This window comes from Escherichia sp. E13S3, assembly GCF_004212325.1.
In the GTDB taxonomy this organism is placed as follows: Bacteria; Pseudomonadota; Gammaproteobacteria; order Enterobacterales; family Enterobacteriaceae; genus Escherichia.
In genome coordinates, this window is sequence record NZ_RHJR01000024.1 from 124,414 (window position 1) to 149,937 (window position 25,524).

25 protein-coding genes are annotated in these 25,524 nt (G+C 50.5%); 10 read left to right on the forward strand and 15 right to left on the reverse strand.

All coding sequences use genetic code 11. The features are described 5' to 3' along the window. Window positions 1-7: 7 nt before the first annotated feature. The 4 genes from mliC (at window position 8) to pdxY (ending at window position 3,377) form a co-directional block, all read left to right on the forward strand. Window positions 8-337 (forward strand): C-type lysozyme inhibitor, encoded by a 330-nt coding sequence (gene mliC / locus D9597_RS22105; protein ID WP_130208174.1) that lies wholly within the window; start codon window positions 8-10, stop codon window positions 335-337. A 58-nt stretch (window positions 338-395) separates the two neighbouring features. Further along, window positions 396-1,052, forward strand: a complete 657-nt coding sequence (gene pdxH / locus D9597_RS22110) for a pyridoxamine 5'-phosphate oxidase (RefSeq protein ID WP_130224736.1) — start codon at window positions 396-398, stop codon at window positions 1,050-1,052. Between the two features lie 128 nt (window positions 1,053-1,180). After that, the gene (gene tyrS / locus D9597_RS22115; protein WP_130224738.1) at window positions 1,181-2,455 is read left to right on the forward strand and encodes a tyrosine--tRNA ligase; all 1,275 of its coding nucleotides are present in this window, start codon (window positions 1,181-1,183) and stop codon (window positions 2,453-2,455) included. A gap of 61 nt (window positions 2,456-2,516) precedes the next feature. Beyond that, complete coding sequence (gene pdxY / locus D9597_RS22120) at window positions 2,517-3,377, forward strand: pyridoxal kinase PdxY (RefSeq protein ID WP_130224740.1); 861 nt, start codon at window positions 2,517-2,519, stop codon at window positions 3,375-3,377. A 44-nt stretch (window positions 3,378-3,421) separates the two neighbouring features. Here pdxY and gstA read toward each other — a convergent pair whose 3' ends face one another. The 12 genes from gstA to blr all read right to left on the reverse strand — a co-directional run bounded on the left by gstA (window position 3,422) and on the right by blr (window position 13,853). Continuing rightward, complete coding sequence (gstA, locus tag D9597_RS22125) at window positions 3,422-4,027, reverse strand: glutathione transferase GstA (RefSeq protein WP_130224742.1); 606 nt, start codon at window positions 4,025-4,027, stop codon at window positions 3,422-3,424. A 105-nt stretch (window positions 4,028-4,132) separates the two neighbouring features. Further along, a complete protein-coding gene (gene dtpA / locus D9597_RS22130) occupies window positions 4,133-5,635 on the reverse strand; it encodes a dipeptide/tripeptide permease DtpA (RefSeq protein ID WP_064530078.1) in 1,503 nt (500 codons plus the stop codon). Between the two features lie 609 nt (window positions 5,636-6,244). Beyond that, the gene (gene nth / locus D9597_RS22135) at window positions 6,245-6,880 is read right to left on the reverse strand and encodes an endonuclease III (RefSeq protein WP_001030332.1); all 636 of its coding nucleotides are present in this window, start codon (window positions 6,878-6,880) and stop codon (window positions 6,245-6,247) included. Continuing rightward, window positions 6,880-7,575 carry an electron transport complex subunit RsxE gene (gene rsxE / locus D9597_RS22140; protein ID WP_064530022.1) on the reverse strand — a complete coding sequence of 232 codons (696 nt, stop codon included), beginning with the start codon at window positions 7,573-7,575 and terminating at the stop codon, window positions 6,880-6,882. Before rsxE ends, nth begins: the two co-directional genes overlap by 1 nt. Before the next feature lie 3 nt (window positions 7,576-7,578). Further along, window positions 7,579-8,199, reverse strand: coding sequence for an electron transport complex subunit RsxG (gene rsxG / locus D9597_RS22145; protein WP_130224744.1), 621 nt, complete (start codon window positions 8,197-8,199; stop codon window positions 7,579-7,581). 3 nt (window positions 8,200-8,202) lie between these two features. After that, entirely contained in the window at window positions 8,203-9,261 is a 1,059-nt protein-coding gene (rsxD, locus tag D9597_RS22150; protein ID WP_130224746.1) for an electron transport complex subunit RsxD, read from the reverse strand. After that, window positions 9,262-11,484, reverse strand: coding sequence for an electron transport complex subunit RsxC (gene rsxC, locus D9597_RS22155; protein WP_130224748.1), 2,223 nt, complete (start codon window positions 11,482-11,484; stop codon window positions 9,262-9,264). After that, entirely contained in the window at window positions 11,477-12,055 is a 579-nt protein-coding gene (gene rsxB, locus D9597_RS22160; protein ID WP_130224750.1) for an electron transport complex subunit RsxB, read from the reverse strand. Before rsxB ends, rsxC begins: the two co-directional genes overlap by 8 nt. Further along, on the reverse strand, window positions 12,055-12,636 hold the full coding sequence (rsxA, locus tag D9597_RS22165) for an electron transport complex subunit RsxA (RefSeq protein ID WP_000133193.1): 582 nt from the start codon (window positions 12,634-12,636) through the stop codon (window positions 12,055-12,057). Before rsxA ends, rsxB begins: the two co-directional genes overlap by 1 nt. 76 nt (window positions 12,637-12,712) lie before the next feature. After that, window positions 12,713-13,153 (reverse strand): DUF2569 domain-containing protein, encoded by a 441-nt coding sequence (locus tag D9597_RS22170; RefSeq protein WP_130209359.1) that lies wholly within the window; start codon window positions 13,151-13,153, stop codon window positions 12,713-12,715. Window positions 13,154-13,239: 86 nt separating this feature from the next. Then, complete coding sequence (ydgT, locus tag D9597_RS22175) at window positions 13,240-13,455, reverse strand: transcription modulator YdgT (protein WP_064530017.1); 216 nt, start codon at window positions 13,453-13,455, stop codon at window positions 13,240-13,242. 272 nt (window positions 13,456-13,727) lie between these two features. Next, window positions 13,728-13,853, reverse strand: coding sequence for a division septum protein Blr (gene blr / locus D9597_RS22180; RefSeq protein ID WP_001296096.1), 126 nt, complete (start codon window positions 13,851-13,853; stop codon window positions 13,728-13,730). A 242-nt stretch (window positions 13,854-14,095) separates the two neighbouring features. On the opposite strand from blr, the gene D9597_RS22185 reads away from it, so the two are divergent. Continuing rightward, complete coding sequence (locus tag D9597_RS22185) at window positions 14,096-15,136, forward strand: oxidoreductase (RefSeq protein WP_064530016.1); 1,041 nt, start codon at window positions 14,096-14,098, stop codon at window positions 15,134-15,136. Window positions 15,137-15,171: 35 nt separating this feature from the next. On the opposite strand, the gene add is transcribed toward D9597_RS22185, so the two are convergent. The 3 genes from add to malX form a co-directional block, all read right to left on the reverse strand. Further along, on the reverse strand, window positions 15,172-16,173 hold the full coding sequence (add, locus tag D9597_RS22190) for an adenosine deaminase (protein WP_130224752.1): 1,002 nt from the start codon (window positions 16,171-16,173) through the stop codon (window positions 15,172-15,174). A 103-nt stretch (window positions 16,174-16,276) separates the two neighbouring features. Next, complete coding sequence (gene malY / locus D9597_RS22195) at window positions 16,277-17,449, reverse strand: bifunctional maltose regulon transcriptional repressor/cystathionine beta-lyase MalY (protein ID WP_130224754.1); 1,173 nt, start codon at window positions 17,447-17,449, stop codon at window positions 16,277-16,279. Window positions 17,450-17,458: 9 nt separating this feature from the next. Continuing rightward, complete coding sequence (gene malX / locus D9597_RS22200) at window positions 17,459-19,051, reverse strand: PTS maltose transporter subunit IICB (RefSeq protein ID WP_130224756.1); 1,593 nt, start codon at window positions 19,049-19,051, stop codon at window positions 17,459-17,461. Between the two features lie 174 nt (window positions 19,052-19,225). On the opposite strand from malX, the gene malI reads away from it, so the two are divergent. The 5 genes from malI (at window position 19,226) to uidB (ending at window position 25,519) form a co-directional block, all read left to right on the forward strand. Next, the gene (malI, locus tag D9597_RS22205; protein ID WP_130219033.1) at window positions 19,226-20,254 is read left to right on the forward strand and encodes a mal regulon transcriptional regulator MalI; all 1,029 of its coding nucleotides are present in this window, start codon (window positions 19,226-19,228) and stop codon (window positions 20,252-20,254) included. A 111-nt stretch (window positions 20,255-20,365) separates the two neighbouring features. Next, complete coding sequence (gene hdhA / locus D9597_RS22210; protein ID WP_130219035.1) at window positions 20,366-21,133, forward strand: 7-alpha-hydroxysteroid dehydrogenase; 768 nt, start codon at window positions 20,366-20,368, stop codon at window positions 21,131-21,133. 232 nt (window positions 21,134-21,365) lie between these two features. Continuing rightward, entirely contained in the window at window positions 21,366-21,953 is a 588-nt protein-coding gene (gene uidR, locus D9597_RS22215) for a DNA-binding transcriptional regulator UidR (RefSeq protein ID WP_130224758.1), read from the forward strand. A 384-nt stretch (window positions 21,954-22,337) separates the two neighbouring features. Next, window positions 22,338-24,149 carry a beta-glucuronidase gene (gene uidA / locus D9597_RS22220; RefSeq protein WP_130224760.1) on the forward strand — a complete coding sequence of 604 codons (1,812 nt, stop codon included), beginning with the start codon at window positions 22,338-22,340 and terminating at the stop codon, window positions 24,147-24,149. Further along, entirely contained in the window at window positions 24,146-25,519 is a 1,374-nt protein-coding gene (uidB, locus tag D9597_RS22225; protein ID WP_130219039.1) for a glucuronide transporter, read from the forward strand. The genes uidA and uidB overlap by 4 nt, the downstream gene beginning before the upstream one ends. Window positions 25,520-25,524 lie beyond the last annotated feature (5 nt).

Here is a 25,524-nt window from a genome sequence, read left to right on the forward strand (position 1 = left end):
TCGGGATATGTTTATGAAAAAACTGTTACTACTTTGTCTGCCGCTATTTCTTACCGGCTGTGGCGCGTTTAATCAACTGGTTGAGCGCATGCAAACTGATACGCTGGAATACCAGTGTGATGAAAAACCGTTGACGGTCAAACTGAATAATCCGCGTCAGGAAGTTAGTTTTGTTTACGATAATCAACTGCTGCACCTTAAACAGGGTATTTCAGCTTCTGGCGCACGTTATACCGACGGTATCTACGTTTTCTGGTCAAAAGGTGATGAGGCGACGGTCTATAAACGTGACCGCATCGTCTTGAATAACTGTCAGTTACAAAATCCGCAGCGTTGAGATTTTTCCAGGGGCGGCGCACAATAGCGTCACCCACTGACAATTTGTAAAGAAAACCATGGCTGATAACGACGAATTGCAGCAAATCGCGCATCTGCGCCGCGAATACACTAAAGGCGGTTTACGCCGCCGCGATCTTCCCGCCGATCCTTTAACCCTTTTTGAACGCTGGCTTTCTCAGGCCTGTGAAGCCAAACTGGCCGATCCTACTGCGATGGTCGTCGCCACCGTTGATGAACATGGCCAACCCTATCAGCGCATTGTTTTACTAAAACATTACGATGAAAAAGGGATGGTGTTTTACACCAACCTTGGCAGCCGTAAAGCACACCAAATCGAAAATAATCCGCGCGTTAGCCTGCTTTTTCCGTGGCATACCCTGGAACGCCAGGTGATGGTTACCGGTAAAGCGGAACGTCTTTCGACTCTCGAAGTGATGAAATATTTTCATAGCCGCCCGCGTGATAGCCAGATTGGCGCGTGGGTATCGAAGCAATCCAGCCGTATTTCTGCGCGTGGGATCCTTGAAAGCAAATTCCTGGAATTGAAGCAGAAGTTTCAGCAGGGCGAAGTGCCGTTGCCGAGTTTTTGGGGCGGTTTTCGCGTCAGCCTTGAACAGATTGAGTTCTGGCAGGGCGGTGAGCATCGGCTGCATGACCGCTTTTTGTACCAGCGTGAAAACGAGGCGTGGAAAATCGATCGCCTCGCACCCTGAAAAGATGCAAAAATCTTGCTTTAATCGCTGGTACTCCTGATTCCGGCACTTTATTCTATGTCTCTTTCGCATCTGGCGAAAAGTCGTGTACCGGCAAAGGTGCAGTCGTTATATACATGGAGATTTTGATGGCAAGCAGTAACTTGATTAAACAATTGCAAGAGCGGGGGCTAGTGGCCCAGGTGACGGACGAAGAAGCGTTAGCAGAGCGACTGGCGCAAGGCCCGATCGCGCTCTATTGCGGCTTCGATCCTACCGCTGACAGCTTGCATTTGGGGCATCTTGTTCCATTGTTATGCCTGAAACGCTTCCAGCAGGCGGGCCACAAGCCGGTTGCGCTGGTAGGCGGCGCCACGGGTCTGATTGGCGACCCGAGCTTCAAAGCTGCCGAGCGTAAGCTGAACACTGAAGAAACTGTTCAGGAGTGGGTGGACAAAATCCGCAAGCAGGTTGCCCCGTTCCTCGATTTCGACTGCGGAGAAAACTCTGCTATCGCAGCGAACAACTATGACTGGTTCGGCAATATGAATGTGCTGACCTTCCTGCGCGATATCGGCAAGCACTTCTCCGTTAACCAGATGATCAACAAAGAAGCGGTTAAACAGCGTCTCAACCGTGAAGATCAGGGGATTTCGTTTACCGAGTTTTCCTACAACCTGTTGCAGGGCTATGACTTTGCCTGCCTGAACAAACAGTACGGTGTGGTGCTGCAAATCGGCGGTTCTGACCAGTGGGGTAACATCACCTCTGGTATCGATCTGACCCGTCGTCTGCATCAGAACCAGGTGTTTGGCCTGACCGTTCCGCTGATCACCAAAGCAGACGGCACTAAGTTCGGTAAAACTGAAGGTGGTGCAGTATGGCTGGATCCGAAGAAAACCAGTCCGTACAAGTTCTACCAGTTCTGGATCAATACTGCTGATGCTGACGTTTACCGCTTCCTGAAGTTCTTTACCTTTATGAGCATTGAAGAGATCAATGCCCTCGAAGAAGAAGACAAAAACAGCGGTAAAGCGCCACGCGCTCAGTATGTGCTGGCGGAGCAGGTGACGCGTCTGGTTCACGGTGAAGAAGGTCTGCAAGCTGCGAAACGTATTACCGAGTGCCTGTTCAGCGGTTCTCTGAGTGCGCTAAGTGAAGCGGACTTCGAACAACTGTCGCAGGACGGCGTACCGATGGTAGAGATGGAAAAAGGCGCTGATTTGATGCAGGCGTTGGTTGATTCTGAACTGCAACCTTCTCGTGGTCAGGCGCGTAAAACTATCGCCTCTAATGCCATCACCATTAATGGTGAAAAACAGTCCGATCCAGAATACTTCTTTAAAGAAGAAGATCGTCTGTTTGGTCGTTATACCTTACTTCGTCGCGGCAAAAAGAATTACTGTCTGATTTGCTGGAAATAATGCATTAAGTGGAAAGGGGGGGTGAGAAATCACTCCCCCTGATTTTTATACAGGGAACACGATGAAAAATATTCTCGCTATCCAGTCTCACGTTGTCTATGGTCATGCGGGTAACAGTGCGGCAGAGTTTCCAATGCGCCGCCTGGGCGCGAATGTCTGGCCGCTCAACACCGTTCAATTTTCTAATCACACTCAATACGGCAAATGGACCGGCTGTGTTATGCCGCCCAGCCATTTAACCGAAATTGTGCAAGGCATTGCTGCCATCGATAAGTTGCACACTTGTGATGCTGTATTAAGCGGCTATCTGGGGTCGGCGGAGCAGGGCGAGCATATCCTCGGTATTGTCCGTCAGGTGAAAGCGGCGAACCCGCAGGCGAAATATTTTTGCGATCCGGTAATGGGGCACCCCGAAAAAGGCTGTATCGTTGCGCAAGGTGTGGCGGAGTTCCACGTGCGTCACGGTCTTCCTGCCAGCGATATCATCGCGCCAAATCTGGTTGAGCTGGAAATCCTCTGCGAGCATCCGGTACATAACGTCGAAGATGCGGTTAAAGCTGCGCGCGAACTTATTGCTCAGGGGCCTGAAATCGTACTGGTGAAACATCTGGCGCGTGCCGGTTACAGCACAGAACGTTTTGAAATGCTGCTGGTCACTGCCGATGAAGCCTGGCATATCGACCGTCCTCTGGTAGATTTTGGCACGCGTCAGCCAGTAGGTGTTGGTGATGTGACGAGCGGGTTACTGCTGGTGAAACTACTACAGGGCGCAACGTTGCAGCAGGCGCTGGAGCATGTGACCGCGGCGGTATACGAAATTATGGTAACCACCAAAGCAATGCAGGAATATGAGCTGCAAGTTGTAGCTGCCCAGGATCGTATTGCTAAACCAGAACACTACTTCAGTGCGACGAAGCTCTGAAAAGTGTCTTGTCGGCCCACAGTATCCTGCGGGCCGATAAACCATTACTGCAAGCCTTCTGCTGTTAGCGCGGCTTTTACCGTCGGACGTTCAGCCATACGCTGCATATAGGCGGCAATATGCGCTAAACCTTCCAGATTCAATTTCACCCCATATGCCCAGCGCAGTACAGTAAACAGATAGGCGTCAGCAATAGTAAAACGTTGCCCGCAAATCCAGTGATCCTCTTTCAGCGCATCGTTAACGTACTGCAGTTTTTTCTCCAGCTGTGCGCGTGCAGTCGGCTTGAACTCTTCCGGTGTAGCCGGGTGAAACAGCGGAGTAAAGCCTTTATGCAACTCAGTGGCGATATAGTTCAGCCATTCGATGGTTTTATAGCGAGAAATACTGTTTACCGGAGCCAGTAACTGGCGGTCGGGGACGCTGTCGGCAAGATACTGCATAATGGCCACGCCTTCCGTGAGCAGAGTGCCATCGTCCAGCAGCAGAGCAGGAACCTGCCCTTTAGGATTAATCGCAAAGTAATCATCGCCGTTTTCCAGACGTTTTTTCATTAAATCCACACTGGTGAGCGTAAAGTCCTTTCCGCTCTCACGCAGGATGATATGGGAAGCAAGAGAGCAGGCGCCCGGTTTGTAGAACAGTTTCATCGGTAACTCCTTTTGGCTGTGGTTTAAAGTATGGTAGTGCGTTGCTGAACAAAAAAAAAGCCGCTAACGAAAAGTTAGCGGCTTGTAAAAGAGTTTTCCTGAAATTTACGCTACGGCAGCTTTCGCCGCTTTATCAGCAGCATCGTCCTGAGTCATACGATGCAGTTTCGGCGCGGTCAGCAGCATCAGCACTGCAATAACGGCAGTGGCGACACCAATCTGTAAGAACACGCGACCATAGACTTCCAGCGACATCAGCGGATCGGTTACGTTATCCGGTACCGCCATCATACCCGCAACATAACCACCAATCAGGTTTGCACCGGCAGTGGTCAGGAACCAGCTACCCATAATAAAGCCCATCAGACGCTGTGGAACGAGCTGCGCAACCATTGCCAGACCCAGACCGGAGATCATCAGTTCACCGATACTCTGCAGGCCATAGCTTGCGACCAGCCAGCTTACAGACACGATACCGGCGTCAGAGGCGAATTTCGCGCCCAGTGGCAGGATCAGGAACGCGCCAGAACACATCACCATACCGATAGCAAACTTAGTCGGCATCGGCAGGGTATCGCCCATCTTGTTATAGATAGCGGCGAGAATCGGGCTACCAATGATGATCCAGAACGGGTTCAGTGCCTGATACTGTTCAGGTTCTACTGCCAGGCCCAGAATGGTGTGCTCAACGTTACGGATTGCAAAGAAGTTCAGAGACGTCGGCATCTGGCTGTACAGCACGAAGAAGATGATTGCTTCAAGCATCAGGATGAAAGCAACGATCATTTTACGACGTGCAGCACCTTTCATTGCAAAGGCTTCTTTACCGAAGATAACCACGATACCGAAGGCAACAACGCCCAGCGCCATACGCGCAACGTCCTGGTTGTGCAGCAGCCAGGTGGCAATAGCAATCAGCGCGACAACACCAATAATGGTTAACAGCAGATTGCGGTAGTTGATCGGCTCGAAGTCAGGTTTTGAACCGTACTGCTTAACCCAGCGTTGGCAAAAGGCGAAGTTAACGATGGTGATCAACAGACCAACTACGCTAAGGGCGAATGCGACGCTCCAGCCATACTTGGCTGCTAACCACGGCGTTGCAATCATAGAGAAGAATGAACCGATGTTGACGGACATGTAGTACATGGTGAATGCACCGTCCAGGCGTGGATCGTTTTTCTCGTAGCAAGTTGACAGCAGTGAAGACGGGTTGGCTTTAAACAGGCCGTTACCGACCGCAATTGCCGCCATACCCATATAGACGATACCGGCATCGTGACCAGACCAGGCAACCAGCGCATAACCAATCGCCAGCACAATAGCGCCAAGCATAATGACGCGTTTTGTACCCAGTACTTTATCGCCTAACCAACCACCAATAGCGACAAGACCATAAACCAGGGCGCTAAAGGAAGAGAAAAGTGTGATTGAATCCGCTTCGGACATACCCAGTTGTTTAACCAGGTAGACAGCCATAATTCCTTGTAGGCCGTAATAACCAAAGCGTTCCCATAACTCGATCGAGAAGATGAGATAGAACGCCTTCGGTTGTTTGAAAGCGTTCAAACTAACGCTTTCTGTTGGTTTTTGGTTTGCAGTGGACACTTTTACCTCTTTTTTTACATCCCATATTAACGGGGGTGCTTTCTCGCGTGATGTCTAATAAACATACGCGCAATTGTTATAGTGGGAGGGGAAACGGCAGGTAATGTTCACTATCTTGCACTTTCAGACAAGTCCTTTGTAATAATCTGTTACATATAACTGGTGTGGAGAAATCATCCGCCCATTGAAATGTTATCCAGCGTTAAATTTTTCATAAAACGTAACGGCAGATTTTTTCACTACCAGAAGAGGGGGGATACTGATATTTGGCGATATGTTCTACTGTAAGGTGTTTTATGTAGTGAGATAGTCCATTATCTGAAAAATAGACAGTGTAATGTTTTGTAGGTTTATGCCCTGGTTGAATCAATGCCTTGTCAAATTTAACTTAAATAGAGCAATATTTTTACATTGTGACATCAATGTGATCTTGATCACGAATAGATAGAAAATTTCGCTATTAAAAAAACAATTAACCTGCATTTTTGGTTATTCACAAACGGATTGCCTGATAATGATGCCGCGAGGCGGCATCATTGACGTTAACAAGATGTTTTATAAGAGGATGAGAAATAGTTATGAATGGGATAACGATGTTACCCCTTTTCGTCAGATGTCAACTTTCTCTTTGTATTCACAAAGATCTTCAATAATGCAGGAGCCACAGCGAGGCTTGCGGGCAATACAGGTGTAACGCCCGTGGAGGATTAACCAGTGGTGGCAATCGACTTTGAATTCTGCAGGAACCACTTTGAGTAGTTTTTCTTCAACCTGTTCGACATTTTTCCCCGGTGCAAATTGGGTGCGATTACAGACGCGGAAAATGTGCGTATCTACAGCAATGGTCGGCCAACCGAAAGCAGTATTCAATACCACGTTTGCTGTTTTACGCCCTACACCGGGCAGGGCCTCCAGCGCAGCGCGATCTTCCGGCACTTCGCCATTATGTTGTTCGAGCAAAATACGGCAGGTTTTGATGATATTTTCTGCTTTGCTGTTATATAGCCCAATGGTTTTGATATACGTTTTAACCCCATCGACGCCCAGTTCGAGCATTGCGGCAGGTGTATTGGCCACCGGGTAAAGCTTTGCCGTCGCCTTATTGACGCTGACATCGGTCGCCTGGGCGGAAAGCAGTACAGCAATTAATAATTCAAAAGGCGAACTGAAATTAAGTTCGGTTGTGGGATGAGGGTTGTTCTCACGCAGGCGAGTGAGGATCTCCAGTCGTTTTGCTTTGTTCATCAGACATTCCCTGTTTCACCGTTTGGCAACTCGCGTGTAGCAGCTGCTTCAGCACGGCGCTTTTTCATTCTTTCATCAATCAGATATTTTCCCGCCAGCATCAGTCCCAGACCAATGAATGCGCCTGGCGGTAACATTGCTAACAGGAAGGGAGAATCGGTATGGAAGATCTCTACCCGAAGTACTTTGGCCCAGCTGCCCAACAACGCATCGGCACCGTCAAACAATGTTCCGTTGCCGATGATCTCGCGTAGTGAACCCAGTACGAACATGGCGCAGGTTGCGCCCATGCCTATCGAAAAACCATCAAGTGCGGAGAGCGCCGGACCTTTTTTTGCGGCGAAGGCTTCCGCACGGCCAACAACGATACAGTTAGTGACAATCAGCGGAATAAAAATCCCTAACGATTGATACAGGCCAAAGGCGTATGCGTTAATCAGCATTTGTACGGCGCTGACCACCGAGGCGATGATCATCACGTAAATCGGGATTCGGATTTCGGCTGGCGTCCAGTGACGCAGCGTCGAGATGGTCAGGTTGGTGAGAGTCAACACCAGCGTTGTCGCAAGCCCTAAACCCAGTGCGTTGGTGGCAGTGGAAGTGACCGCCAGCAGCGGACAGAGGCCAAGTAACTGGACCAACGCGGAGTTGTTCTTCCATAACCCCTGAACAATAACGTCTTTAATTTCGCTCACGGTTTATTCTCCACAGGCAGGAAGTTGAGAAAGTTGTGCTGGCAACGTTTGGGCATACAATCCGGCGCGTTTTACCGCATTCACCACCGCGCGAGGCGTAATGGTCGCCCCGGTGAACTGGTCGAAATCACCACCATCTTTCTTCACCGCCCAGTGAGCGTCATCCGCACCGCTGATTTGTTTACCCGCAAAATGGGTGATCCAGTCAGAAAGGCGTAGTTCGATTTTGTCGCCAAGTCCCGGCGTTTCGTGATGTTCTGTCACGCGGGTGCCAAGTACCGTGCCGTTAAAATCGGCCCCAACCAACAACTGAATCGCACCGGAATAACCATCCGGCGCGGTGGCCTCCAGAACGGCAGCTACCGGTTTATCATCCTGTTTCGCGATGTAAATCCGATGTTCACCTTTTCCTAACTCTGGCGCAGTCACTATATAGCAACTTTGGGCCAGCTCGTTGTTATAGCGATCGGCTGGTAACACCTGATCAAATAACGCTTTTTGTTGCAGGCTAGCCTGTTCAGCAATCGTGGCTTTGGTCATCTGGTTGATGGCAGCCGTTAAACCTGTTGAACCAGCGGCGAACAGCGCCAGCGTAATACCGTGTTTTCGGATAGTCTTCAGCATGGTTTATCCTTTGCGATGGCCGTATACGCGTGGACGCGTGTAGTAATCGATCAGAGGAACCGTGATGTTCGCCAGCAGGACAGCAAAGGCAACGCCGTCAGGATAGCCACCAAAACTGCGGATCAGCCAGACTAATAATCCCGCCAGTGCACCGAAAATCAGACGACCACGATTGGTGGTAGACGCGGTTACTGGATCGGTCAGAATAAAGAATGCACCGAGCATGGTCGCGCCAGACAGCAGATGAATCTGCGGTGAAGATAGTGTTTCGGGAGCGAACAACCAACCCAGCGTTGCGCACAGGGCCAGTGTCACTAAGAAACTGACGGGAATATGCCAACGAATCGCTTTCTGCCATAGCAGCCACACACCACCAGCCAGCCAGGCGAGGTTTACCCATTGCCAGCCAGCGCCCGCGAGAACACCGCTGTAGATTGGATACTGCATAATCTGCTCAACCGAATGACCGGCGCGTACAGATGTTTTGAACGTATCCAGCGGTGTCGCCTGGCTAATGCCATCGATACCTAAGCGAAGTGTGTTCATATCACCACCACTGGCGGTATGGCCGCTGAAGATGATCTGTACAGCGTCAATGAATCCAGGGATGTTGACCGCAATCTCATGCGGCGGCAACCAGCTGGTCATCTGTACCGGGAAGGAGATCAGTAATACCACATAACCAATCATTGCCGGGTTAAACGGATTTTGCCCCAGACCGCCATACAGCTGTTTAGCGATGATTACGGCAAACACCGTGCCGAGTACCACCATCCACCACGGCGCAAGAGGCGGGATACTTACCGCCAGTAATAAGCCCGTTAGCAATGCTGAGTTATCTTTTAAGGTTGTAGCTACAGATTGCTTGCGCAGTTTGAGTACGAGGGCTTCGGCTAAGAGTGCACTGACCGAGGCCAACAGGATTTGAACAAAAGTACCCCAGCCAAAAAACCACAGTTGCGCAGCGATGCCAGGGACGGTTGCGACCAGCACCAGCAGCATGATGCGCGATGTCTGGCGCTGGTTATGGGTATAAGGGGAGCTAGCTATTCTGAATACCATTTAGTCCTCGTTTACAACCTTTTGCTGAGCGGCTTTTTTTGCCTGAACCCGGGCGATAGCCGCGGCAACTGCAGCTTTGCGGGGATCAACCTGTTCTTCCTGCTCTACGTTGGCCTGCTGCTGTTCCAGCTTGCGCGCTTTAGCACGGGCGATAGCGGCTTCAACGGCAGCTTTACGCGGGTCAATCTGTTCTTCTGGCTCTACGTTGGCCTGCTGCTGTTCCTGCTTGCGCGCTTTGGCGCGGGCGATAGCGGCTTCAACGGTAGCTTTACGCGGGTCAACCTGTTCCTCTGGCTCTCCATTTGCCTGCTGCTGTTCCAGCTTGCGCGCTTTCGCACGGGCAATAGCCGCTTCGACGGCAGCTTTACGCGGGTCAACCTGTTCCTGCGGTTCTTCGTTAGCAGGCTGTTGCTCCTGCTTGCGCGCTTTCGCACGGGCGATAGCCGCTTCGACGGCAGCTTTACGCGGGTCAACCTGTTCCTGCGGTTCTTCGTTAGCAGGCTGCTGCTCCTGCTTGCGTGCTTTGGCGCGAGCAATTGCGGCTTCCACTGCCGCTTTACGCGGATCGGCAACCGTTGCGGCTTCGTTAGTCTGTTGCAATTCAGCCTGTTTCGCTCTGGCTTGCGCTTTACGCGCTTCCCGTGCCGCAATAATCGCGCTGTTATCCGGGCGTTCGCCAGCTTTTATCACAATAGGTTGTGTGGCCTGGACCTGTTTTTCTTTTACGCGTGCCAGTGCCGCAGCAATCGCATCTTTGTCTTTGGCCGCAGGTTGAACCGCCGCGTTCTTGTGTCGTTCAAGACGCGCGGCTTTTTCACGTTCCAGACGTGCCTGACGAGCTTCAAAGCGTGCTTTTGCTTCGGCTGCGCGTTTTTCTTCCTGACGAATGGCGGCAATCTCGGCTTTTTCCTGACGGAAATATTGCACAAGAGGGATATTACTTGGGCAAACCCACGCACAGGCCCCGCATTCAATACAATCTGCAATGTTATGTGTGGTGGCTTTATCGTGCTGCTGACCTTTGCTGAACCAGTACAACTGTTGCGGCAGGAGATCTGCAGGGCAGGCATCAGCACAGGCGCTACAACGGATGCAGCTTTGTTCTTCCTGTGGTTCGCCAAGTTCATTGGCAGACGGTGCCAGTAAACAGTTGGTTATTTTTACGACCGGAACATCCAGCCACGGCAAGGTAAAACCCATTAGCGGGCCGCCCATAATCACCATTTGATCGGCAGAAGGGCAGAATCCTGCATCGTTCAATAAATGACGGACCGGCGTACCCAGTCGTGCCCATACGCTGCCGGGGCGTGCAATTGCTTCGCCAGTCAGCGTCACGACACGCTCGGTAATCGGCTCGCCATCAATAACGGCACGTTTCACTGCGTAAGCCGTGCCGACGTTTTGCATTAACACGCCGATATCTGATGAACGACCGCCGTGTGGAACCTGCTTTCCGGTCAGGATGTAGGTTAACTGTTTGGCGCCGCCAGAAGGATATTTGGTCGGAATAACTCGCAGAGAAATATCGTGAGAATCCGCCAACACCGCACGCAGCATGGAAATTGCCTGCGGTTTGTTATCTTCAATTCCGATCAGAATTTCGCGTGGCTGTAGAATATGCGCAAGAATGCGAATACCTTCCACGACCTGGGCGGCGCAATCCTGCATCAGTCGGTCATCGGCGGTAATATACGGCTCGCATTCTGCGGCATTAATGATCAACGTTTCGATTTTATCGCTGCCGCCCTGCAATTTAACGCCAGTAGGGAAGCCAGCACCACCCAGTCCGGCGACGCCAAATTGATGAATGCGTTCGATTAATTCTTCCCGACTGCGTGAGCGGTAATCGGTCCAACCGTCACGTGGGATCCAGCAATCTTCCCCATCGGCGTCAATAATCACGCTTAATTCAGCCAATGCCGATGGATGAGCAGTAGAGTGGGGCGCAATAGCCGTAACGGTGCCAGACGTTGGTGCGTGAACCGGTAGCATTTTGCCGCGTCCACGGGTGAGTGGCTGTCCACGCAGTACCTTATCACCAACGTTAACGCACAGCTCGCCTTCAGCACCAATATGCTGTTTCAGTGGAATAACAAATCGCTGCGCCAGCGGAACCTGGCGCAGGGGAGTACCGTTGGACTGAGTTTTCATCTCCGGTGGATGAATGCCGCCATCGAAGTCCCAGATTTTATTTTTTTTGAAAGCAGAGAATAACTTAAGCATGGTGTTCCACGGGAATGATGCGCACGGGAATGGTGTTCAGATCCCATTTCCAGCTGTCTGGCGTTTCTGCAACCGGTTGTAAGGAGATGCAATGCGTTGGGCATGGGTCTACACACAGATTACAACCTGTGCACAGATCGCTCATGACGGTATGCATTGCTCGGGTAGCGCCGACAATGGCGTCCACCGGACACGCCTGAATACACTTAGTGCAGCCAATACAGTTATTTTCATCGATAACCGCTACCATACGCGCAGGCGTCAACTCTTGCACTTCGCCATCCAGCGGCTGTGGTTCGACGTTGAGCAACTCGGCAATTTTCAGCATTACTGCTTCGCCACCAGGGGCGCAGCGGTTGATTTTTTCACCGTTGCAACTGATAGCCTCCGCATACGGGCGACAGCCAGGATAACCGCATTGACCACACTGGCTCTGCGGTAAAATTTCGTCAATTTTCTCAACGACCGGATCGTCTTCCACCGCAAAACGGCGGGAGGCATAACCCAGAATGGCGCCAAACGCCAGGCCCAGCAGGCTTATGGCGGCAACGGCAATCCAGATAGCATTCATTACAACTTCACCAAACCACTAAAGCCCATAAAGGCCAGAGACATAAGACCTGCGGTAATCAGCGCAATGGCATTACCACGAAAAGGTGCCGGGACATCAGCCACAGCCAGGCGCTCGCGGATGGCTGCGAAAAGCACCATCACCAACGAGAAGCCGACAGCTGCTGAAAAACCGTACAGCGCCGACTGCAAGAAATTATGCCCGAGATTAATATTCAGCAACGCGACACCAAGCACCGCACAGTTGGTGGTAATAAGCGGCAGAAAAATCCCCAGCAGACGATAAAGCACCGGGCTGGTTTTACGCACTACCATCTCGGTGAACTGCACGACAACAGCGATCACTAAAATAAACGCTAGCGTGCGCAGGTAAATCAGATTGAGTGGAATCAAGATCCACGTATCGATAAGCCAGGCGCAAATTGACGCCAGCGTCATCACAAATGTTGTTGCCAGCCCCATCCCCATTGCAGTTTCCAGTTTTTTGGAAACGCCCATAAACGGACAGAGGCCCAGAAACTTAACCAGTACAAAGTTATTGACCAGTACAGTTCCGACAAACAGTAACAGGTAGTCAGTCATTTTTCGGCCTGAAATAAAAAAGCCGCCTATTATCCGTTAATCCAGAGCAGGCGACAACAGGTTAACTGTAAGGTTATTACGGATTCACAAACGTCGCTTTGACCCGCAACGAGCGTTTGAAATAGGGGACTATCAATGCGGTTGCCAGCAAAGTGAACAACAACTGGCGCACGGCTACGCCATCTGCTACTGGCGAAAAAGCGAAGGTTTTAACAGCCAGTAATACGGAGATCAGTAGCCAGATAATATAGTGTTTAGGAACACAACGCCGACGTTTAAAGAAAGCGATGGTCAACCACAAAGTGTAATACCACATGGCGATGGCGGTAATAAAAGAAACGCCCCATAAGATTTGCGTTGTCAGTGCTTGTTCGCCGATCGTTTTATATGTTTGAGGAGAAGATAACGCTGCGGTATACAGTAACAGCGTCAGCGTCGTACTCAATAGAGCGACTAACAGCCAGGCCAAAGGGCCAAGCAACCAGCCTCCAATACGTTGTGGCGTTGTGGTGGTCATAGGTTCTCCAGAATAGCGACAGCAAACAGGCAAATCTAATTTTAGGGGCGTTATTATAAGGTTTTTATTATCAATCGCTACTTTCTTTATTGGACATAATGCCAGACGGACTTCGGCACCTGGCCCAGGTCAAACAAACGCCCGCCAGACACCAGCTCTGCGCGGCGGTGATCGGCGGCGCGATACATGTTGATAAGGTCCTGATCGTCGGTCAGTGTATAATTAAGATGATCGTAGAGTTTTTCCAGGCTTTCGAGTGAACTGATTTTGCGAAATTTTAATAAGTAGTCCTGAACAGTCATAAAAGGCCCATAAAATAATTAATACCAAAGTGGTAGGTATTATATGTAATGATAAAACTTCACCAAAAGTGAACGCTTATGTAATAACAATAATAAGAATGTGCTGATGGTAAATATTCAGGGATAAAATACTGTCATGAAAAGAGTAACGCGCTTTACTATCCCTGCCAATCGCCGACAACACACCACAAGATAATAAATTCCTGGTTTAATACCCGACAAGTTAAAACATGCATCCGGACGGGCTGCATGCTGGTTTGCAAGTGCAGGTATTACTTATGTTGTACTGTTGTACTCTGTTCTGGCGGCTGGTAGTTGTCAATGTGACTCGCCACGCCAAGGAGAATGACAGAAACGACAAGAACGATCCAACCTGTTAATTCAATAAGACGATTCATTACTGCCCACATCTATGTTGAGTGATCCATTAACTTCAGGGGGTAAATGTTACTTAGCAATAATTGCCCCAGCAAGATTTTTGCTGAGGTTTTTGCGATATTTAGCTTTTATCATTAGAAAATTCGCCATTTCTTTGACTTAAGTTAAATAACATCCCTTATTGCGGGCAGGTTATTAAACTGTTGAGAGAGGGTAAAGGATAGTGTCAAATAGCGATCGTACTTCTCTGAGAGGCAATGACATGAGCGACAACATCCGTGTTGGGTTGATTGGGTATGGTTATGCGAGCAAAACCTTCCATGCGCCCCTGATAGCGGGCACGCCCGGACTAGAACTGGCAGTAATTTCCAGCAGTGACGAAACAAAAGTAAAAGCCGACTGGCCAACAGTGACGGTTGTCTCTGAACCAAAGCATCTTTTTAATGATCCCAACATAGACTTGATTGTCATTCCCACACCAAATGATACCCATTTCCCGTTAGCCAAAGCGGCGCTTGAAGCGGGTAAACATGTGGTCGTCGACAAGCCTTTTACCGTGACACTGTCACAAGCTCGAGAACTGGATGCGTTAGCAAAAAGTCTGGGTCGCGTATTGTCGGTGTTTCATAATCGTCGCTGGGATAGCGATTTTTTGACACTAAAAGGTTTGCTCGCAGAAGGCTCGCTGGGTGAAGTTGCGTACTTTGAGTCTCATTTTGACCGCTTCCGGCCGCAGGTGCGCGATCGCTGGCGTGAACAGGGCGGCCCTGGCAGCGGTATCTGGTATGATTTGGCACCGCATTTGCTCGATCAAGCTATTACGCTTTTTGGCTTACCCGTCAGTATGACGGTGGATTTAGCACAGTTGCGCCCGGGGGCGCAGTCGACTGATTATTTCCACGCCATTTTGTCCTACCCACAGCGGCGGGTCATTTTACACGGCACCATGTTGGCGGCAGCTGAGTCAGCGCGTTATATCGTGCATGGCTCTCGTGGCAGCTATGTTAAATACGGTCTCGATCCGCAGGAAGAGCGGTTGAAAAATGGTGAGCGTCTACCGCAGGAAGACTGGGGCTACGATATGCGTGACGGTGTACTAACCCGCGTTGAAGGCGAGGAACGTGTTGAAGAAACGCTGTTGACCGTGCCGGGGAATTATCCGGCTTACTATGCTGCCATTCGTGATGCGTTGAATGGCGACGGTGAAAACCCGGTGCCAGCAAGTCAGGCCATTCAGGTAATGGAGTTGATTGAGCTGGGCATCGAATCCGCCAAACATCGCTCGACTTTGTGCCTTGCTTGAAAAGGGGATGGTGCAATTAGCACCATCCATTTTTGTTACTTCGCTGCGACTTTTTCTCGCAGTGCGCGTTTTTCCTCTGCGCTGAGGAAAGCCATTTCCAGACCATTAATCTGCGCCTGGCGGATTTGCTCGCGAGATAAACCTGCAGCGGGCGCGGCAACGGTATATTCGTGAATGATATCGACGCCCTGAACACCCGGGTCGTCGGTGTTAATACTGGCGCAGATACCATGCTCAAGGAAAGTTTTCAGCGGATGTGCCGCCAGAGATGCCACGGTACTGGTCTGAATATTGGAGGTCAGGCAGGATTCTATGCCAATTTGTTGCTCGGCGAGGAAATCCATCAGCGCCCGGTCTTCAATGGCTTTTACGCCGTGCCCAATGCGTTCAGCTCCCAGTTCACGAATGGCTTGCCAGATACTTTCTGCCCCGGCAGCTTCGCCTGCGTGGACGGTAATATGCCAGCCTGCATCACGCGCGTGGTTGAAGTGAGAGAGGAACAAACTCCCAGGAAAACCAAGTTCATCACCGGCTAAATCCAGTGCGGTAATCTGATCACGGTGGGCTAAAAATGACTCCAGCTCTTGCTGGCAGGCAGCTTCGCCAAAGGTCCGGCTCATAATGCCGATAAGTTTCGCCTGCACACCAAAGGTGCGGCAACCTTCACGTACGCCGTCAATAACGGCTTCGACAACGCCCGCAACAGGCAACTGATGCGTCATTGCCATATAACCTGGCGAAAAACGCAGTTCGACATAGTGCAGACCGTTTCGGGCAGCATCTTCAATATTTTCAAACGCCACGCGACGGCATGCGTCGAGCGAGGCGAGAACTTTAACGCCCCAGTCAAGCTTAGTCAGAAAACTCACCAGATCGGGTTCGTTGGCAATGACCTGAACGTGTGGAATTAGCGTTTCCAGGGATTGTGCAGGTAGCGAGATATTATACTGGCGGCCAAGTTCAAGGATGGTCTGGGGACGAATGTTGCCATCAAGGTGGCGATGGATATCAGTTAATGGCAGGGTGGTATCAATCATGGTCGCACTCTTTTTCTGGATATAAAAGTGCGCACCATTATAAAAACAAAGCAGGGTAAAAATCTACGATTGCGCAACGATTATTTGCGTTGCGCAATCGCAATTAGCGTACAGCTCGGATGGCGTTAATTAATCCAGCGACACCTTTTTCCAGTTTAGAACGTGGGCATCCGGCATTGAGCCGAACAAAGCCACGGCCTTCTTCACCGTAGGTATATCCCGGCATGATTGCGACTTTTTCTTGTTCAATCAGGGCTTTTTGCAACGCGTTGTCATCAATGTTCAACGGACGTAAATCAAGCCATGCGAGATAAGTGGATTGGGGAATCTGCCAGTTGAGTTCAGGGAACGCGGCGTTCATCGTCTCTGCGATATACGTCAGGTTATCTTTCAGATAGACGCGTAAGGCATCAAGCCATGGCGCGCCTTGCTGATAGGCGGCGATATGGGCGGTTAACGCCAGTACCGCAGGGGAGGAAAGCCCATCACGGCTTTTCAGGGCCGATAAATACGCTTCACGGCTGTCGTTATTTTCAATAATCCCGTAAGCCCCGGTCAGAGCCGGAATATTGAAACTTTTCGAACCAGAAGTTAGTAGCGCCCAGTCGCCGCGAGCTACATTGCTCCAGGGAATATGCGGTTGCTCACCCCATACCATATCCATATGGATTTCATCGGAGATAACGCGCACACCATAGCGTTCGCACAGGTCAGCCATTGTTTCCAGTTCATCGCAAGACCAGACTTTACCGGTAGGATTCTGAGGGCTACACAGGAGCATAATTTTACACTCCGGTTTCGCCAACACGGCTTCCAGTTTGCCCATATCGCAAAACCAGCCATCAACCTGCTTCTCTAAAGCAACGGGCATCACGGTGCGCTGATTACCTTCAATGGCTTTGTAAAATGCGTCGTAGGCCGGGGTATGGATCACCACACCTTCACCGACAGCGGACCACTGACGAATCAGTTCCGACACCATATAGATAACGGAAGGGCCATATACCACCGACTGCGTATCAATGGCGGTGTAATGCTGTGTGGAAAACCAGTGGGCGATAGCCGCGAGAAATTCATCGTTTTTCCAGCGACTGTAGCCAAACACGCCGTGCATCAGGCGCTGGTTCAGCGCCTCGATAATGCAGGGAGCGGTGGCAAAATCCATGTCTGAAATCGTGAACGGTAACAGGTCAGCAGTGCCGAAACGGTCAGCGACATAATCCCACTGAGTGCACCATGTGCCATGACGATCCACGACCTTCGAAAAATCGAACATATCTTATCCTTATGCCTGAACAGTACGCATCAGACCGTCCATTTCATCTTTGACTGACTGAACTTGCGGCCCGATAACAACCTGCAGGTTATGTTGATTAAGTTGTACTACGCCAATTGCCCGATTGTCCTTCAGTGCCTGCACATTAACAAGGGACATATCTTTCACTGACAAACGCAGACGAGTAATGCAGTTATCGAGGCTGACAATATTGTCGGCACCGCCTAAGGCTTCGAGGATTGCCGGAACGTTGTAACCTGATTTACCCGGCGTACCGGCAACGGCTTTTTCGATTGAGCTGGCAATTTCGCTATCGCGGCCAGGGGTTTTCAAATTGAAGCGGGTAATAGCGAAACGGAAGATGACGTAGTAAACAACAAACCAGATTGCCGCCACCACTGGCACCATGTACCACTTGGTTGACAGGCCATGCAGAATACCGAACACCACAAAGTCGATGATATTGCCGTCGGTATTACCGATGGTGACACCGAGCACAGACATGACGGTGAAGCCGAGGCCGGTTAACAGCGCGTGGATGACGTACAGAACTGGCGCTACGAACAGGAACAGGAATTCCAGCGGTTCGGTAGTGCCGCCAACGACACAGGCGATCAGGCCAGAAATCAGCAGGCCTTTAATTTTATGGCGATTTTCCGGGCGCGCACAGTGATACATCGCTAACGCTGCACCTGGCAGACCGCCGAGGAATGCAGGCATTTTGCCCTGCGAGAGGAAGCGCGTGGCGCTTTCAGAGAAACCGTGAGTGGTCGGGCAACTCAATTGCGCCTGGAAGATGGTTAGTGCGCCGCTGACGGTTTGACCGCAGACTTCCTGCGTGCCGCCTGCGTCGGTAAAGCGAATTAATGCCACCAGAATGTGATGCAGACCAAATGGTAACAGCAGACGCTCACCCGTACCAAACAGCATAGGTCCGAAATCACCCGCGCTGTTAATCATATGGCCTAATCCGCTAATGCCCATGGCGAAGATCGGCCAGACCAATGGAATCACCAGACCGACAAGGCCCATCACCAGCGAGGAGATGATTGGCACGAAGCGCGTACCGCCGAAGAACGCCAGCGCATCTGGCAGGCGGATATTATGGAAACGTTCATGTAACATCCAGACGATAATACCGGCGATCACCGCACCGAGGATCCCGGTGTCGATCGACTGGATCCCAAGAATGCTCTGGATATTATTGGCTTTCAGCACGGCAGCATCGGTGGTCGGCAGAATGCCTTTATTGGTCAACCAGAAGTTCACCGCCAGGTTCATCACTGCGTAACCAACAAAACCAGCGAACGCCGCGACGCCTTTGTTTTCGCGCGCCAGACCCAGCGGGATGGCGATACAGAACATCACTGGCAGGAAACTAAACGCGAACGAACCAACCTTGCTCATCCAGGTAAAGATGGCCTGCAACACAGGGTTACCCAATGCCGGGATCAGTGTGATGACATCGTGGCTACTAAGGGAACTGCCAATCCCTAACATAATGCCGCAGAACGACAGTAATGCGACAGGTAACATAAAGGTTTTGCCTAACTGCTGGAAGAATTCCCACAGCGTGACTTTCGGTGCTGCTTTCGCCGTCATAAAACGACTCCTCGTAGAGAACAATCTGGATTCAATAAATTGCGCGAGAAGATAAAACGTTTTATCAAATTTTAGTGAGGCATAAATCACATTACGCAACGATAATAGCGGGTATAAGATAAATAAAAGGTAAAACGTTTTATCTGTCACATAATCAGGGAGTAGGTCATCTGCATGGCTACCGCCAAAAAAATCACCATTCATGATGTTGCGCTCGCTGCGGGCGTGTCGGTCAGTACCGTTTCGCTGGTGCTTAGTGGCAAAGGGCGAATCTCTACCGCCACAGGAGAACGTGTTAACGCCGCCATTGAAGAACTGGGGTTTGTGCGCAATCGCCAGGCGTCGGCACTACGCGGCGGGCAGAGTGGTGTGGTTGGCTTAATTGTGCGTGACTTGTCTGCGCCGTTTTACGCTGAATTAACAGCCGGGCTGACGGAGGCACTGGAAGCGCAGGGGCGAATGGTTTTTTTGCTCCACGGCGGTAAAGACGGTGAGCAACTGACCCAGCGCTTTTCACTGCTACTGAACCAGGGCGTCGATGGCGTCGTCATTGCCGGTGCGGCAGGGAGCAGTGATGACCTGCGGCGCATGGCAGAAGAAAAAGGTATCCCGGTGATTTTCGCTTCACGAGCCAGTTATCTTGATGATGTTGATACTGTTCGCCCGGATAACATGCAGGCAGCGCAGTTATTGACGGAGCATCTCATTCGCAATGGACACCAGCGTATTGCCTGGCTGGGAGGGCAAAGTTCCTCTTTAACCCGTGCGGAACGAGTGGGTGGTTATTGCGCGACACTATTAAAATTCAGCCTGCCGTTTCACAGTGATTGGGTACTGGAGTGTGCCTCGAGTCAGAAGCAAGCTGCGGAAGCCATTACGGCGCTTTTGCGCCATAACCCGACCATCAGCGCCGTGGTTTGTTACAACGAAACTATTGCAATGGGGGCATGGTTTGGTTTGCTGAAAGCAGGGCGGCAAAGCGGGGAAAGTGGCGTCGATCGTTACTTTGAACAACAGGTTTCACTGGCGGCATTTACCGATGCGACGCCAACTGCACTTGATGATATACCCGTTACCTGGGCCAGCACGCCTGCGCGGGAACTTGGTACGACACTTGCGGATCGCATGATGCAAAAAATCACTCATGAAGAGACGCATTCACGTAATCTTATTATTCCTGCCCGGCTCATTGCGGCGAAATAATCCTCTCTTTATCTGCTATACCTGGTAGTGTCCTTTCCTCAAAGTTAATGATAAAAAATGTGGCACACAGGCGGTGCCTTTTATTTTTACTGAAGTTCACAGGAGGTTTATGTGTTTAATTCTGACAACCTGAGACTCGACGGAAAATGCGCCATCATCACAGGTGCGGGTGCAGGTATTGGTAAAGAAATCGCCATTACATTCGCGACAGCTGGCGCATCTGTGGTGGTCAGTGATATTAACGCCGATGCAGCTAATCATGTTGTAGATGAAATTCAACAGTTGGGTGGGCAGGCATTTGCCTGGCGCTGTGATATTACTTCCGAACAGGAGTTATCTGCTCTGGCAGGCTTTGCCATCAGTAAGCTGGGCAAAGTTGATATTCTGGTTAACAATGCTGGTGGTGGTGGTCCTAAACCGTTTGATATGCCAATGGCGGATTTCCGCCGCGCTTATGAGCTGAATGTGTTTTCTTTTTTTCATCTGTCACAACTCATAGCGCCTGAAATGGAAAAAAATGGCGGAGGCGTTATTTTGACCATCACATCTATGGCGGCAGAAAATAAAAATAAGAACATGACCTCCTATGCGTCATCTAAAGCTGCGGCCAGCCATCTGGTCAGGAATATGGCGTTTGACCTGGGTGAAAAAAATATTCGGGTGAATGGCATAGCGCCTGGGGCAATATTAACTGATGCCCTGAAATCCGTTATTACACCAGAAATTGAACAGAAAATGTTGCAGCACACGCCAATCAGGCGTCTGGGCCAGCCGCAAGATATTGCCAACGCGGCGCTATTCCTCTGTTCACCAGCTGCCAGCTGGATAAGCGGACAAATACTCACCGTCTCCGGCGGTGGGGTACAGGAACTGAATTAATACGCTAACAGGTCGGTAAACAACCGAGTGAGTGTTGTTTACCGACACCGCTTGTAGAGTAGGGAAAACCTCCGCCAGATAACTGGTAGCCAAATTCCACCTGCTGGTTGACCAATTATCGTGCAAATAGTAAACGAAACGGGTGTACCTTCGCACAATTCAACTGCAATGATAGGCGCTCACCGGACAACGCGGTAAACTAGTTATTCATGCTAACTATATTGGTTTAACGATGGATAACATGCAAACTGAAGCACAACCGACACGGACCCGGATCCTCAATGCTGCCAGAGAGATTTTTTCAGAAAATGGATTTCACAGTGCCTCAATGAAAGCCATCTGTAAATCCTGCGCTATCAGTCCCGGGACGCTTTATCACCACTTCATTTCGAAAGAAGCCTTGATTCAGGCGATTATTCTCCAGGACCAGGAGAGGGCGTTGGCCCGCTTCCGGGAACCGATTGAAGGGATCCATTTCGTTGACTATATGGTCGAGTCGATAGTCTCTCTCACCCATGAAGCCTTTGGACAACGAGCGCTGGTGGTCGAAATTATGGCAGAAGGAATGCGCAATCCACAGGTTGCCACCATGCTTAAGAATAAACATCTGACCATCACGGATTTTATTGCCCAGCGCATGAGGGATGCCCAGCAAAAAGGCGAGATAAGCCCTGACATTAACACGGCAATGACCTCTCGTTTACTGCTGGATCTGACCTATGGCGTGCTGGCCGATATCGAAGCGGAAGACCTGGCGCGAGAAGCGTTATTTGCCCAGGGGCTGCGCGCGATGATTGGCGGTATCTTGACCGCATCCTGAACCTCATTTTCCGCGGGCCGGTGAAGAGAGTGCCCGCGTTCAATGTCTCAACACGGCTGAACAAAAAACGTTCTCCCCTGGTCGAAAAATCCCACTAAAACATTCGCCGAAACCATATGTCATGGGAATTTATCGCTTTACAAGCAGTCGAACGAGCGTTCGATTGCTTATTTTGTGTCTTCTGTCAACGCTGTTTTAAAGATTAATGCGATCCATATCACGCTGTGGGTATTGCAGTTTTTGGTTTTTTGATCGCGGTGTCAGTTCTTTTTATTTCCATTTCTCTTCCATGGGTTTCTCACAGATAACTGTGTTCAACACAGAATTGGTTAACTAATCAGATTAAAGGTTGACCAGTATTTTTATCTTAATGAGGAGTCCCTTATGTTACGTCCTGTAGAAACCCCAACTCGTGAAATCAAAAAACTCGACGGCCTGTGGGCATTCAGCCTGGATCGGGAAAACTGTGGAATCTCTCAGCGTTGGTGGGAAAGCGCGTTACAAGAAAGCCGGGCAATTGCTGTGCCGGGCAGTTTTAACGATCAGTTCGCCGATGCAGATATTCGTAATTATGTGGGCAACGTCTGGTATCAGCGCGAAGTCTTTATACCGAAAGGTTGGACGGGCCAGCGTATCGTCCTGCGTTTCGATGCGGTCACTCATTACGGCAAAGTGTGGGTAAATAATCAGGAAGTGATGGAGCATCAGGGCGGCTATACGCCGTTTGAAGCCGATGTCACGCCGTATGTTATTGCCGGGAAAAGTGTACGTATTACCGTTTGTGTGAACAACGAACTGAACTGGCAGACTATCCCGCCGGGAATGGTGATTACCGACGAAAACGGCAAGAAAAAGCAGTCTTACTTCCATGATTTCTTTAACTACGCCGGGATCCATCGCAGCGTAATGCTCTACAGCACACCGAACACCTGGGTGGGCGATATCACCGTGGTGACGCATGTAGCGCAAGACTGTAACCACGCGTCTATTGACTGGCAGGTGATGGCAAATGGTGATGTCAGCGTTGAACTGCGTGATGCAGATCAACAGGTTGTTGCAACTGGACAAGGTACTAGCGGGACTTTGCAAGTGGTGAATCCGCACCTCTGGCAACCGGGTGAAGGTTATCTCTATGAACTGTGCGTCACAGCCAAAAGCCAGACAGAGTGTGATATCTACCCGCTGCGCGTCGGCATCCGGTCAGTGGCAGTGAAGGGTGAACAGTTCCTGATCAACCACAAACCGTTCTACTTCACTGGTTTTGGTCGTCATGAAGATGCGGATTTACGCGGTAAAGGATTCGATAACGTGCTGATGGTGCACGATCACGCATTGATGGACTGGATTGGTGCCAACTCTTACCGTACCTCGCATTACCCTTACGCTGAAGAGATGCTCGACTGGGCTGATGAAAATGGCATCGTGGTGATTGATGAAACTGCTGCCGTCGGCTTTAACCTCTCTTTAGGCATTGGATTTGAAGCGGGTAACAAGCCAAAAGAACTCTACAGCGAAGAGGCAGTCAACGGGGAAACCCAGCAGGCGCACTTACAGGCGATTAAAGAGCTGATTGCGCGTGACAAAAACCACCCCAGCGTGGTGATGTGGAGTATTGCCAACGAACCGGATACCCGTCCGCAAGGTGCACGGGAATATTTCGCACCACTGGCGGAAGCAACGCGTAAACTCGACCCGACGCGACCGATCACCTGCGTCAATGTAATGTTCTGCGACGCTCACACCGATACCATCAGCGATCTCTTTGATGTGCTGTGCCTGAATCGTTATTACGGTTGGTATGTCCAAAGCGGCGATTTGGAAACGGCAGAGAAGGTACTGGAAAAAGAACTGCTTGCCTGGCAAGAGAAACTGCATCAGCCGATTATCATCACCGAATACGGCGTAGATACGTTAGCGGGTCTGCACTCGATGTACACCGACATGTGGAGTGAAGAGTATCAGTGTGCATGGCTGGATATGTATCACCGCGTCTTTGATCGCGTTAGCGCCGTCGTCGGTGAACAGGTATGGAACTTTGCTGATTTTGCGACCTCGCAGGGCATTATGCGCGTTGGCGGCAACAAGAAAGGGATCTTCACTCGCGACCGCAAACCGAAATCGGCGGCTTTCCTGCTGCAAAAACGCTGGACTGGCATGAACTTCGGTGAAAAACCGCAGCAGGGAGGCAAACAATGAATCAACAACTCTCCTGGCGCACCATCGTCGGCTACAGCCTCGGTGACGTCGCCAATAACTTCGCCTTCGCAATGGGGGCGCTCTTCTTGTTGAGTTACTACACCGACGTCGCAGGCGTCGGTGCCGCTGCGGCGGGCACTATGCTGTTACTGGTGCGGGTATTTGATGCCTTCGCCGACGTCCTCGCCGGACGAGTGGTGGACAGTGTGAATACCCGCTGGGGAAAATTCCGCCCGTTTTTACTCTTCGGTACTGCGCCGTTAATGATCTTCAGCGTGCTGGTATTCTGGGTGCCGACCGACTGGAGCCATAGCAGCAAAGTGGTGTATGCATATTTGACCTACATGGGCCTCGGGCTTTGCTACAGCCTGGTGAATATTCCTTATGGTTCACTTGCTACCGCGATGACCCAACAACCACAATCCCGCGCCCGTCTGGGCGCGGCTCGCGGGATTGCCGCTTCATTGACCTTTGTCTGCCTGGCATTTCTGATAGGACCGAGCATTAAGAACTCCAGCCCGGAGGAGATGGTGTCGGTATACCATTTCTGGACGGTTGTGCTGGCGATTGCTGGAATGGTGCTTTACTTCATCTGCTTCAAATCGACGCGTGAAAATGTGGTGCGTATTGTGGCGCAGCCTTCGTTGAAGATCAGTCTGCAAACGCTGAAACGAAATCGCCCGCTGTTTATGCTGTGCATTGGGGCGCTGTGTGTGCTGATCTCGACCTTCGCGGTCAGTGCCTCATCGTTATTTTACGTACGCTACGTTTTGAATGATGCAGGATTGTTCACGGTGTTAGTGCTGGTACAGAACCTGGTCGGTACAGTGGCGTCGGCACCGCTGGTGCCGGGGATGGTCGCCAGGATCGGTAAAAAGAATACCTTCCTGATTGGCGCACTGCTGGGGACTTGTGGTTACCTGCTGTTCTTCTGGGTATCCGTCTGGTCGCTGCCGGTGGCACTGGTTGCGTTAGCCATTGCCTCAATTGGTCAGGGCGTTACCATGACGGTGATGTGGGCGCTGGAAGCCGATACCGTAGAATATGGTGAATACCTGACTGGTGTGCGGATTGAAGGACTTACCTATTCGCTATTCTCATTTACGCGCAAATGCGGCCAGGCAATAGGAGGATCAATTCCCGCCTTTATTTTGGGATTAAGCGGATATATTGCCAATCAGGTGCAAACACCGGAAGTTATTATGGGGATCCGCACATCAATTGCCTTAGTACCCTGCGGGTTTATGCTACTGGCATTTATAATAATCTGGTTTTATCCGCTCACGGATAAAAAATTCAAAGAAATCGTAGTTGAAATTGATAATCGCAAACAAATGCAGCAGCAATTAATCAGCGATATCACTAATTAATATCC